Source organism: Janthinobacterium sp. HH106 (assembly GCF_001758725.1).
Classification (GTDB): domain Bacteria; phylum Pseudomonadota; class Gammaproteobacteria; order Burkholderiales; family Burkholderiaceae_D; genus Janthinobacterium.
In genome coordinates, this window is record NZ_LRIC01000001.1 from 97,540 (window position 1) to 109,391 (window position 11,852).

Annotated in this window: 10 protein-coding genes; all 10 read right to left on the minus strand. The window is 55.4% G+C overall.

The window, feature by feature from the left end; all coding sequences use genetic code 11:
- Nucleotides 1-85: 85 nt before the first annotated feature.
- Entirely contained in the window at nucleotides 86-646 is a 561-nt protein-coding gene (locus JAB8_RS00435) for a sugar transferase (protein WP_070287808.1), read from the minus strand.
- A gap of 10 nt (nucleotides 647-656) precedes the next feature.
- A complete protein-coding gene (locus tag JAB8_RS00440) occupies nucleotides 657-1,595 on the minus strand; it encodes an SDR family oxidoreductase (protein ID WP_070287810.1) in 939 nt (312 codons plus the stop codon).
- Between the two features lie 350 nt (nucleotides 1,596-1,945).
- A complete protein-coding gene (locus JAB8_RS00445) occupies nucleotides 1,946-3,640 on the minus strand; it encodes an alginate lyase family protein (protein ID WP_217494174.1) in 1,695 nt (564 codons plus the stop codon).
- 25 nt (nucleotides 3,641-3,665) lie between these two features.
- Nucleotides 3,666-5,789: a bi-domain-containing oxidoreductase gene (locus tag JAB8_RS00450; protein WP_070287812.1), complete on the minus strand. Its 2,124-nt coding sequence runs from the start codon at nucleotides 5,787-5,789 to the stop codon at nucleotides 3,666-3,668.
- 24 nt (nucleotides 5,790-5,813) lie between these two features.
- Nucleotides 5,814-6,608: an AglZ/HisF2 family acetamidino modification protein gene (locus JAB8_RS00455; RefSeq protein ID WP_070287814.1), complete on the minus strand. Its 795-nt coding sequence runs from the start codon at nucleotides 6,606-6,608 to the stop codon at nucleotides 5,814-5,816.
- A gap of 1 nt (nucleotide 6,609) precedes the next feature.
- On the minus strand, nucleotides 6,610-7,224 hold the full coding sequence (gene hisH / locus JAB8_RS00460; RefSeq protein ID WP_070287815.1) for an imidazole glycerol phosphate synthase subunit HisH: 615 nt from the start codon (nucleotides 7,222-7,224) through the stop codon (nucleotides 6,610-6,612).
- Nucleotides 7,221-8,369, minus strand: coding sequence for an N-acetyl sugar amidotransferase (locus tag JAB8_RS00465; RefSeq protein ID WP_071654364.1), 1,149 nt, complete (start codon nucleotides 8,367-8,369; stop codon nucleotides 7,221-7,223). The genes hisH and JAB8_RS00465 overlap by 4 nt, the downstream gene beginning before the upstream one ends.
- Before the next feature lie 43 nt (nucleotides 8,370-8,412).
- The gene (locus tag JAB8_RS00470) at nucleotides 8,413-9,447 is read right to left on the minus strand and encodes an acyltransferase (RefSeq protein WP_070287819.1); all 1,035 of its coding nucleotides are present in this window, start codon (nucleotides 9,445-9,447) and stop codon (nucleotides 8,413-8,415) included.
- Complete coding sequence (locus JAB8_RS00475; RefSeq protein ID WP_070287821.1) at nucleotides 9,444-10,577, minus strand: hypothetical protein; 1,134 nt, start codon at nucleotides 10,575-10,577, stop codon at nucleotides 9,444-9,446. Before JAB8_RS00475 ends, JAB8_RS00470 begins: the two co-directional genes overlap by 4 nt.
- 7 nt (nucleotides 10,578-10,584) lie before the next feature.
- Nucleotides 10,585-11,829 carry a hypothetical protein gene (locus JAB8_RS00480; RefSeq protein WP_070287823.1) on the minus strand — a complete coding sequence of 415 codons (1,245 nt, stop codon included), beginning with the start codon at nucleotides 11,827-11,829 and terminating at the stop codon, nucleotides 10,585-10,587.
- Between the last annotated feature and the right edge of the window lie 23 nt (nucleotides 11,830-11,852).

The window sequence follows — 11,852 nt, forward strand, 5'->3', positions numbered from 1 at the left end:
AGTGCTCGCACTGCATCGCAGTCGGCGCCTTGTATAGCATCCGGTTCTGTTTGTCATAAATTCACAATAATTTCCTGGCGATTACTTAGTGCGTTACGCCATCTCTGCGCACGACCTTGAGGAAGGTCAGGAAGATAATCTTTATGTCGAAGAAAAGAGATTGCCGTTGCATATACTCGGCATCGAGCCTGACTTTTTCAGGGATTGCCAATTCATCACGTCCGCTGACCTGAGCCAGGCCGGTCAAGCCCGGCAAGATTGTGCTGACGCCCTGCTCGGTGCGCAGTTCGATGAGGTCTTGCTGATTGAACAGCGCTGGACGCGGGCCCACGAAACTCATGTCGCCGCAGAGAATGCTCCACAACTGAGGTAACTCGTCCAGGCTGGATTTGCGCAGAAAGGAACCTGCCGGGGTCAGGAATTGTTTCGGGTCGGTTAGCAAATGGGTCGCTACGGCGGGGGTTCCCGTGCGCATTGTGCGGAATTTCGGCATGCGGAAAATACGATTATGCCGCCCAACACGGTCTGACCAGTACAGCACCGGACCGGGTGAGGTTACTTTGACCAGTAGCGCGACCAGGATAATCGGTGGTAGCAGCATGATGAGCGCGGTCAGCGACAGAGTGAAATCGAAAAACTTTTTCATGTTAGAACCGTCAATGAAGGGATAGAAAAGCGGAGGCGGTTTTGCGCATCGCTTCAGGCAGACTCACCACCGGCAACCAGTCCAGAGTTTGCTTGGTATGCGAAATATCCACTTGCAGTGATTCCAGCAAGCGCCGTGCCTGCATCGATTGACCCAGCAGTGTGGCGACGAAGGTCAGGCATGACGCAGGTACGGGAAGCAGGCAGGAGCGCTTGCCCATCGCCGTCGATAGCATCTTGAGCAATTCTCCAATGCTGACATCGTGGTCATCGGAGACCAGGAAGGTTTCACCTGCCGCTCTGGGGTGGGAACTGCAGAGTATGAGTAGATCGACAAGATTGTCCAGGGCCACCATGCTGCGGCGATTACGTACCGCTCCCAATGGCAGCGGCAGCCCGGTGTTGGCCAGCTGCATCAGGCGATGAAAATTGGCGCGCACGCCAGGACCGTACACCAGAGGTGGTCTCACGATCACCACTTCCATGCCGTTTTGCCGGGAGAATTCTCTCAACGCACATTCGGCTTCATGCTTGGACTGACCATAGGGGTCTTGTGGTGCGGCGATGTCTGACGCAGTGAAGGGTTTCGCCAAGGTGGACTCCCCGTTCACCTTCACGCTGCTGACGAAGATAAATCGCTTTACGCCATGTTGTGCAGCCTGTCGTGCGAGATTCATTGTTGCTGCAACGTTAATTTCCCGGTAAGCACCCAGCGCATCCGCAGCGTTTTCCTGCATGACGTGGACCCGGGCTGCCAAATGAATGACAACGGAACAAGATTCCAGTGCTTCTGTCCAATTCGTTGTCGCGCTCAAATCACCGATTGGAAACATGGATGGTGTCAGTTTCGTGCGTGCGGCCGCAGAAAACGGGACTTGGCGCCGCGTCAGTTCTTCGCACAGCGCGGCACCGACAAAGCCATTGGCGCCAGTAATCAGTATTTTTTGCATTGTTATAAGGTAAGATTCTTGCGGTATTTTATGCCGTCGATATAATTGATTCTGTAAGATAGAGTAAGTTTTGTATCTATTTGCAATAGAATCTCATAAAGCGCCGGCCATGCCGGGTGAACTATTTCATGCCTATCGGAGGCATATCTTTTACCTGGTTTGATCGCTGCTGCTGAAAATACCATGAACGCAAGCTATAGCTATATATATCAGCCAATGGCGTACTTGCTTCAGAAAAGGACTCGAAGCATACCATGCAACGATGGCCGCCGCTCCTGTTTCCTTGGCGTGCCCCCTTTTTCTGATACCGTTATTGCTATCGGTGCAGCGCTTCTTGATAGGAGGCGCTGTTAGCTACTTTCTGTCGCTGGGTGCCAGCCGATGGCGCTTGTCAGCGTCGCTCCGGTAAACCGCAACACCAGGCACTTTGTCGGCAGGGCTTGTCCGAACCGCGGGTGCCAGGTGCTTTCCAAGACTTTGAGCGTTCCTCCCGTGAGGCCGAAGTTGATTAGCTGGCCTTCCGGTAACTTCAACTGGCATTGCTGCTGCGAGAGTCCATCCATGACGCGGATATCGGGATGCAAGTGGAAGTGAGCTTCTGCCTGACCGAAGGTGCCGCTTACCGTATCGCTCAGTTCCAGGGAACCAGGCGAGAGGTGCCAAGTACGGGTGTGCCGGTTTTTTCCGGGAAGGCGATGATAGCCGTCATGCGCGCAAGAGACCGAGATCGCATCCTTGCCTGGATTGATCCGCAAGGCGGTGATGCGGGCACGGCGCGCAACACGAAACCCGCTCCATACTTCGGAGGAATCCTGCTGGTTGACGCAGACCGTGTTGTGGGCGCTGGTGCCGCGCTGGCGCAGGCGCTCAGTCCCAAGCCCATATTCCGACGTCCCGGAATTGACGAAGACGCGCTGTCCAAATAAAGACAGTTCGAATGACAGGGTATCGGCGTGGGCATGGCCAGGCAGGTAGTCCGGCCCGATGGGGCCTATATCGAGCAAGGCCACTGCTTCGTCTTGCTGAATGCGCAAGTAGCCGCTATCGGCCAGGTGATGGACACCGTCCGGCAGGGTCGGAACACAGGCATGGCCAAGCCGTGACGCGTACTTTTCCAGCTCCGGAGTCGGCACGGCAATGTCGAAAGCGGCGTCATTGAAGAAGCTGATCCGCCGGTCAGGGTGGCTCATTGCCAGCAGCCAGACGTGCATGGGGCCTGCCAGGGCACGCCAGCTAGCCGCCAGCGCGCGGGCACGTGCGTCGAGAGCCCCGCCGAACGCCTGCATCACATTGTCCAGGTCAAGGATGTCTTCCAGTGCGAGCGCATGGTACATCGTGCTGCGTTCGAACTGGCCCCCATCGGGCAGGATCTGCTCGGGAATTTCGCTGGCAAGTATTTGCATTCCCGTTGCCAGCCATTTCGCCGCCTCAGGGCCCGAAAAAAAGAGCCCGGCAAAAATCAATGCCTTTGCGTTTGCAAACAGGTGGTTGCCTAATAGATGGATCTCCAGTCGCTTCGACAGCCAGCGCACCTGAGTTGCCAGGCTGTCAAGTTCTGCTGGCGACAGCGGTGAGCCGTTCAGCGCCCATTTGATCCAATTGATGACTCGGAGCGAAGTAGGATAGGGTTCCCAGCCGCTACCTTGACCAGGCGGATTCTCGCGCATCCAGCGGTCCAGAAAACGGTGATGTTGCGCCCCGTGCATGGCTGCGTCAGCGCTGTGCAACGTGTCGAAATAGTGCAGATTGTAGCGCCACAGTTTGCCCACAGCGGGATCGTCCCAACCCTGCAGCGTATCCAGGTCATGTGTTTCATTCAGGAAGCAAAAAACCGCCTCTCCCGAAAGGCTGGCCGGGCGCGCCGCCGGTACCACCCACGTGCCGGACAGTGGCCGCAGCGGCGGCGCCGGACGCAGGTCGGCACTTACTGGCTTGTACTTGAACCAGATCCGGCCATAGAACTGAATGGGCTTCAGGTGCCGCAAGGTGTGCCAGTACTTGAGCGCCACGTCGTTCATCGCAGCACCCGCACGCAGGCGGCGCATTTTTCGCCTGTTCCGCTGTACTGGCTTAGCATTGCGCAGCTGCCGCGAGCGCGATCGTCACCCGGCTCACTTCCATGACTTCGTCATAGGGAATGGGGGCTTTGCCGCCGTCCTGCATTGCCACGACGAATGCCGCTGCGCATTGCTTTTGTCCCTTGTCCTGCCGCCAAAGATTCATTTTGGAAAAACCAGGCCAGCCGAAGGCCGTCAGTTTGCGGAAGTTGTCTAACTGCAATACTCGACCGCTGGCGAAGATTTCGAGTCGTTCTTTCGGGAAGGCTTTGCTGCCATTGGCCAGATAGTGAATGGTGCCGATCGATCCATCCGCGAAACCGAGCTGTAGCGCGACCGTGTCAGCGGTAGCCGCTTGCATCTTGTGTACGCGGTACTCGGTAATCTGTGAGCCGGCGAGAAAGCGTAGCAGATCAATGAAATGGCATCCTTCGCCCACGATGCGGCCTCCGCCCACCTCATTGTCCTGGGTCCAATGCTGTGCCGGAATGGCGCCGGCATTGACCGTCATGACGAAGGTCTTCGGCTCGTGCATACTGTTCAGCAAGGATTTGATCTTTTGAACATGCGGCGCAAAGCGGCGATTGAAACCGACCATAATCATGGCTGGATGGCCCGCCACGGCCGCAGCGCGGTAGGCCACGTCGATTTTGTCCAGCTCTTCCGCGTGCAAGGCCAAGGGTTTCTCAACAAATACATGTTTGCCGGCAGCGAGCGCCTGGCAAACGAGCTTGGCATGGCTATCATGGCGGGTACTGATGACGACTCCGTGAACCTGCGGATCGATGAATACAGAGTCGGTATCGGTAGTGGTGGCGTGGAAACCAAATTTGCGCCCTGCATGGACGCCGGAGACGCCATTGTTCGAAACCACCGTCTTCAGCGTCGCCGCTGCGCTCTTGAAGGCGGGAATCAAGACCGCCGTAGCATAGTTGCCCGATCCGATGAAGGCTAAACCTGCCCCGCGAGTCCCTCCTTCTGCCAGTTCAACCGTACGCTGGCGCAGTACCGTGTCGGGAATGGTCTCGTCGGATGGGTATTCGAGCAAAATGCCGAGCGCTGGCGCACTGCCAGACAACAGGGCATAGGCATTCTCCGCCTGGTCGATCGTGAAGCGATGCGAGATCAACGCGTCAACGTTGAGTCTGCCGTCGGCCATCATGTCGAGTACTGCCTCGAAATTGCGTTGTTCGGTCCAGCGTACCAGACCTACCGGATAGTCCTGGCCTTTTTCCTCGTAATTCGGGTCGTAGCGGCCTGGGCCATAGGAACAAGAGACCTGAAAGGTGAGTTCCTTTTCATAGAAATCGGCGCGTGACAGTTCCAGCCCGGTTACACCGACCAGCACGATGCGTCCGCGCTTGCGCGACATCAATGCCGCTTGATGCACCGGTTCGTTGCTGGTCGTCGAAGCTGTGATGAGTACGGCGTCGACACCGCGCCCGCGCGAGAAGGTATTCGCCGCCGCCAGGGGGTCTTCGCCGGCGCTCAGATCGACGACCTCGGCGCCATATTGTTTGGCTAACTGCAGCTTGGCAGGATCGTAATCGATGCCCAGTACGCGGCAGCCATGCGCACGCAACAGTTGCACTGTCATCAGCCCGATCAAGCCCAGACCCGTAACCACGACGGCTTCACCGAGAGTTGGTTGTGCCAAGCGGATACCTTGCAGACCGATCGACGCCAGTACTGTGAATGCGGCCTGCTCGTCGGAGACGCCTGGCGGAATGGTCGCGCACAGATTCATCGGTACGCTGACGACCGCTGCGTGTTTGCCGTTCGAGACTACGCGATCACCGAGCGTGATGCCGTTGACGCCCTGTCCGGTTTGCAGCACCGTGCCGACATTGCAATAACCCAGAGGCAATGGCTGATCGAGCTTGTTGAAGACCGCTTCGAGCGTTGGTGCCAGCCCGTCCGTCTTGATTTTGTCGAGTACCATGCGCACCTTGTCGGGTTGCTGGCGGGCTTTTTCGATCCAGCCCGCTTTGCCGAACTCGACCAACATACGTTCGGTGCCGACGGATACCAGCGTGCGCGATGAGCGTATCAATACGCCGCCTTTGCCCACTGTAGGACAGGGCACATCGGCCACGGTAGTAGCGCCTGTTTTCAGGCTTTGCAAAATTTGTTTCACTTGTTCTCCATGCCTCTGAGAGGATTAAATAGCGCTTTCGTTCCGTTGGCCCGCTTTCAGGACCAGCGCGTCCTTGTCTTGACGGTTGGGATAGTTGATCAGGACGGCGCGATAGGTCCCCTTAAAGACAAACAGGCTGCCGGCAGCGGCTCCAATGATGTCGAAGCGGCGAATCAGGTCGCTCACGTCCTGCAGGCTGCCGGCGCCGCCCAGGGCAGTCATGGGCAGCGTGATTGCGGCTCGCACGGTGTCGATCAGGTCGACATCGTAGCCCTTCATCTGTCCGTCGCGTTCGATGGAATTGATGACAATTTCGCCCGCGCCAAGTGCCTGCATTTTTTTTGCCAGTTCGGCCGGACCGACGCCACTTCCACGGCTGCCATTGTGGGTGAATACCTCGTACTTGCGAAATAGACCGCTCTTCTTGACGTCCAGGATGACGACGACGCTTTGGCTTCCAACTTTTTCGGCGGCCCGGGAAACCAGTTCCGGATCAGCCAAGGCCGCCGAGCTAAGGGCGACCTTCTCGACGCCAAGGCCAATGATTGTTTGTATCTGCTCGACCGTTTTTACCCCTCCGCCATAGCACAGGGGCATGCGGCACTCGGCCGCCAGCGACTTGATCAATGCATAGTCGGGTTCGCGTTTGTGCACGGTGGCATCAATATCGATGACGATCAGTTCGTCAACTTCCTTCTCATTGAAAATGCGAACGGCGTTCAGCGGGTCGCCGACATACTTTGGGCTGCCGAAGTTGACGGTCTTGACCAACCCGCCGTTCTGGATTAGCAGGCAGGGAATGATTCGTGGTCGTAACATCTTACAGCTCCGCAAAATTCTGTAACAATTGGATGCCCCATTGATGGCTCTTTTCGGGGTGGAATTGCACGCCAAAGACGTTGCCGGAGTTGACGCTGCAAGTGAATGGGCCGTTATAGTCGGCCACCGCCAGCACGTCTTCCTGCTTATGTGGGGAAAAATAATATGAATGCAAGAAATAGAAGCGCGCGCCGGCGTCCAGGTTCTTGAACAGGCTGTTGGGGCGCTGCGGCACGACGTCATTCCAGCCCATGTGCGGCAAATGGGTCTGTTGCAGCATGTGCGTGTCGTCAAAGCGCTTGACATCGGCGTCAATCCAGCCCAGGCCAGGCAAGCTACCCTCGTCGCTGCGTGTGGCCAGCATCTGCATGCCGACGCAGATGCCGATTACGTGGCTGTACTCACCCTGCACCAGTTGATCCAGGCATTCGCGCATGCCCGATTCCTGCAAGCGCGTCATCGCCCAGTCGAAGGCGCCCACGCCTGGCAAAACGATTTTTTTTGCACCGCGCAGCTCTGCTGCGTTGGTGGCGATGGTAACCGGAATGCCAAGACGTTTGTAGATGTTGGCGACGGCCAGTACGTTGCCCAGGCCATAGTCGACGATGGTAATCATCGTTTCCCGCCCAGCTCCAGGCCAAGGAATTTCATTACCTTGGCGCCAAACAGATAAAAACTTTCCTGCGACTTATAGTCTTTGTAGCTTTTGTTGGGGGCATCCATATAGCTTTGCAGTTCGGCAACAGTAATACCCAGCTTGGTCGCCACGTACTCGAATTCCTGGCGCGCCACGTCCTCGCTGAGGGCCGGCTGCTTCAAGTTTTCCAGCGCCTGCTCCCGCGTCATCTGATTGGTCACGATCAGGCTTGCATACTGAACGCGGCGGGTATCGTAGCCGAATTTCTTTGGCAGCCAATATCCCTCGTAGAAGCGCGTGAATCGTGATTCGAAGTGTTTTTGCGGATACGGTTGCCAGTCGAATTTCTGCTTGAGCAGTTCGACAGCCTCTTCCTTGATATACGGCCCGAAGTTGAGCGGGCGCACGATTTTGATCCCTTTGATGTAGGGCAAATAAATCTTGTGGCGCAAGATGGACGTTGTGGGGAAATTCTTCAGGGCCTTCTTGCCGAAGCGGCGATGAATGTCGTGCAGCTGGATGGAATCGGACTGGTAGTACATCCATTCGATGGGATTGCGGATGCACTCGGTCGACAGGTTGGCCCCGGTCAGAATATACTTGATGCCATGTTTTTCGGCGAACTTGTACATCGTCGCAAAGAAGGCATAGTCCTGCGGGGTGTCGATGTGCGAAACGCCTGATTTGAAGAAAGCGAGCTGCAGATCGCGCATTTCTTGCCAGTCGATTACTTCGGTGTACAGGTCGAGTTTCAGGCAGTCGACAATGCGTTCGATATTATTGACAGCCTCTTGCGAGTTCCAGCCTGCATCAACGTGAAATACCAGTGGTCGCAAGCCCAACTTTTCCTTCGCGATATACGTCAGATAGGAACTGTCGATACCGCCGCTCATACCAATGATGCAATCGAAATCCTTGCCTTTGCCGGCAACCTTGATGGCGGCGGCGAGTTTGTCCAGTTCCTGCTGGCCACGGGCGTCCGTGTGCCAGTTTGGAGCGATTTTTTCCTTGAAAGTGGTGCAGTGATCACAGACCCCGTTCGCGTCAAAGGTAATCTTTGAATCGGACGTGTCCATTACGCAATTGGTGCAAATTTGATAGTTTGACGTGGCAGCGGACGACATAATCGTTCTTATTCCCAGAAGTTGATGTTGCAATTATATTGGCTTAGTACTTATGTTTCAAAGCGGGGCGCTCGATGACATACCAGGAAAACATCGCGGCCACGACACTGACGATGATCGTGGCGAAGACGTTGATGCCCGCAGAAAACACGCCGGTGAACAACAGCACATTAATGACCGGCATATGGTAGAGATAGAGCCCGTAGGAGAAGTCCGTTTTACGGATAACGGCGGTTATTTTAGCAGGCAGCGCCAGTTGTGCCGTGCCAAACTTGAGCAGTAGCGCAACAAGCAACACGACGGCGACCGGATTGATGCCGTTTTCCGCATTGCGCTGATAACTGCCGATGAAGTTCATCGCCAGCAAGTAGGCGGGCAGCAGATATTTGTACTCGAGGCGCTGGATCTTGGTAATCCAGTTCTCGTTAAGTGCTATAAAGCAACCCAGCAGAAAGATATATATCCAGGGAGCGAATGACACATACAGCAATTTCATGTACATGATGCTCCAGTCCAAGTGTTGCCCAAGATAGACGTTGATTGCCATAGACAACAAGAATAGCAGTATGAGGAGCGCCTTGGCGCGCCGTGCAAGATAGTAGACGACAGGCATCAGCAGGTAAAACTGCAGTTCAATCGATACGGTCCACAGAGCGCCATTCAAGACACCGACACCAAAGCCGCGCATGAACTCGGGGTTGTAGAACTGCAGTATCGTCATTTGGCCGGTCAGCCACATGAAGAACGACGACAGGCTCAGGCCAGGAGTAGGCAGATAGCCCAGGATGAACACTGTGGCGGTCGACAGCAGTATGCACACCCATAATGCTGGATAGATGCGTAGTACGCGGTTCTTGAAGAAGGCCAGCAGCCCCTTTCCTTCCATGCGCTGGTAGGAGGAGCAGATCAGATAGCCGCTGAGGAAAAAAAACGTTGGTACGCCGGGGAAAACTTTTAAGATCTCGACGGCATATCCGCTAATGCCGAAATGGTTCAGCGCATGCACGCTCATGACCTGTAACGCGGCAAGCAAACGGATCAGATTGAAATTATTGTGGTGACGTGGCGGCGTGTTCATGAACTGGCGATCCTGTTTCTGGGCGGATGTGGCAGAAATTTTCCGCTGAGAGCGAAAAAGAAGGCGAAAAAATAGAAATCAAAAATCGTAGGGAACAGTACTGGTTCCGTCGCACAGCGAAACAGTACGATCAACAGCATGCTTCCGGAAAATGCCTTCACAGACGATGGCAGCCTTCTTCGCAGCAACGCCAGGGGAAAGGCGGCCAGCGACAGCAGGTACAGTGCACCGAAAATATGATGAGCGCGCACAAAGGAGTTATGGGGATTGCCGTTGAAGTCGGACTCGATGCTAGTGCCCTCGTAGTCGGCGCCTGTCAGCGCGCTCGCCCAGTTAATCTTGTTCATGTAGTCGGTCAGGATGCGCTGACGCGGTTCATCGACCAGCCCGGAACCGATTTTTGTATTGGACTCGACGAAATCGACGATATCGTCGGCAAAGTAAATCGACACCAGGAATACTGCTCCAAGACCTAGCACGATACTGCGTAGGCCGCGCAGGTCGCGTCTCCAGGACAGATAGGACAATAGATTTACTGCCAAAATAGCTGTGGAAGCAAGGATGGAGCCGCGGCCGTAGCCGATGATGCAAACAAATAGTGTTAGCGAAGCAGTGACAAGGCTGGCCTGGCGGTGGCGCAGGAATTTTAGTGTGGAATAGGTTGCCTGCAGCACGATGAGATAGGACGTGATGCCGTTGCTGCTGGAATCGGGAATCAGGTTTTCCAGTGGAAAATCGCTGAGTCCTGTGACAACCAGTGCGGCAAAGAGCGCTGCCAAAGCCGCCAATAGTGAATATTTGCAAGCGGCCAGCAGTGCATCCTTATCGCGGCTCAGGACGAATGCTGCACCCATGGACAGTAGTGAAATACCGTAGTGCATCGGGGCTGTCCAACTGCGCATTGTGCTCAACGGTAGCATCAATGTGAGAGTGCACAGGAGTAAGAGCATCATGTAGCGCTCGACGTTGTTAGCCAATCGAAACATATGGGCGTTTCGCAGCACGACGCACAAAGCGACGCCGAGATAAAGGCCAACCAGCCACTCGATGCGCAAGGCGAAGGCAGCGACCAGCAGCATCAGAAAGGCGGTGTACGCGAGGTGTTTCGCGTGCGCGGTGGTGAAGATCATCGCTGCCTTATTTCGCCAGAAAATCCAGTAACTGCACGTACCGCTCGTCAAAGGCGTCAAAGGATTCTGCTGGCCGCTTGCTATCGATATTGTCCGCGAGCCAGGCGGTCAGGCTGGCTTCCGATTCCGAGATGAGTTCGACCAGACCGGCCTGTTTATAGTAAGAGTAATAGTCACCCTTGGATTCATCCGCCCGCAAGTTCGGGTCGAGCAGCGCTGATTTAATACCCACCTGTGCCGCTTCTATGCATACAGAGCTATTCCATGATACGTGCAAGTCGATATCGCGGAGAACGACTGGTAACGGCGCCTGGGTGGCCAGCTCCCATTCTGCATAGCCGCGCAGCGATTGGTTGAAATATTTGATGAAGTTAGGGCCTTCATGCGTGGCGAAGCCCTGAATCTGATTCGGGTGCAGGCGTAGAAGCCAGCGATAGGTCGATGCAGTCTTGCGGATGACTTGTTCCAGTTCCTCGCCAATGAAGCCGTTCGGTATATTGGTGCACCCCCATGAAAGACTCATCATGACTGTTTTGCGTTCATCTCGTACAGTGCGCAACTGATAGTCGGCGGAAAGTTCCTGTACCAGGGCATCGTTAGCGGCTGGACGTGTAAAGCGCGCCAGCCAGCGGTTGCCGATGACATTGGTGACTACACCTTTCGGCGTGGCCCATTCGCGGATTACCTCGGCGCTTCCTTCATCCCAGCACAGGAAGGCGTTCGGCAGGTATTCGATCGGATCGGCGGCACGGAACGAGGCGCCATACCATGGGTGGGTTTCTGCAATGACGCCGTGTTGGACGTCTGCTACCCATACACCGCGTTTGTGGCAGGCCACGCAGAGTTCACGCGATGGCTGGATGCCAAAAACTTTCTTTGCCTTGGTCTGGTCGAGAATGTCACCCCAGATCCGCTCTTCCATCGCCGAATAGGGGTAGGCTGCGCGTGTGAATTTTGCCAGCAGGCGCTTTACCACCAAGGCGCGGGCAAAAGCACCTTCCGGCGAGTACACGCGTGCATAGCTCAACTCGCCCTTCACGGTAGAGATGATGCGTGCCACGCTGATGCAGGCCACGCCGCGTTGCGCCAGGTCGTCCTCCATGGTGTCGATCAATGGAGAATAGTATTTTCCTTTGTGTAAGAGGCTGCGGTCGTTATCGTGTGCGACAGTCAGTACTGGCACCTCGTCATAGCGAATTTTCTCGATTTTGAAACAGTCGAGCATAATTTTTTTTATAATTGTGTAGTCCATGCTTAATCAATCTAAAGTAGCTG

Coding starts and splice junctions, on each gene's coding strand:
- JAB8_RS00465 (WP_071654364.1), bottom strand. CDS start 8,369: ATGTCGTCCGCTGCCACGTCAAACTATCAAATTTGCACCAATTGCGTA.
- hisH (WP_070287815.1), bottom strand. CDS start 7,224: ATGATTACCATCGTCGACTATGGCCTGGGCAACGTACTGGCCGTCGCC.
- JAB8_RS00435 (WP_070287808.1), bottom strand. CDS start 646: ATGAAAAAGTTTTTCGATTTCACTCTGTCGCTGACCGCGCTCATCATG.
- JAB8_RS00475 (WP_070287821.1), bottom strand. CDS start 10,577: ATGATCTTCACCACCGCGCACGCGAAACACCTCGCGTACACCGCCTTT.
- JAB8_RS00480 (WP_070287823.1), bottom strand. CDS start 11,829: ATGGACTACACAATTATAAAAAAAATTATGCTCGACTGTTTCAAAATC.
- JAB8_RS00470 (WP_070287819.1), bottom strand. CDS start 9,447: ATGAACACGCCGCCACGTCACCACAATAATTTCAATCTGATCCGTTTG.
- JAB8_RS00440 (WP_070287810.1), bottom strand. CDS start 1,595: ATGCAAAAAATACTGATTACTGGCGCCAATGGCTTTGTCGGTGCCGCG.
- JAB8_RS00445 (WP_217494174.1), bottom strand. CDS start 3,640: ATGCGCCGCCTGCGTGCGGGTGCTGCGATGAACGACGTGGCGCTCAAG.
- JAB8_RS00455 (WP_070287814.1), bottom strand. CDS start 6,608: ATGTTACGACCACGAATCATTCCCTGCCTGCTAATCCAGAACGGCGGG.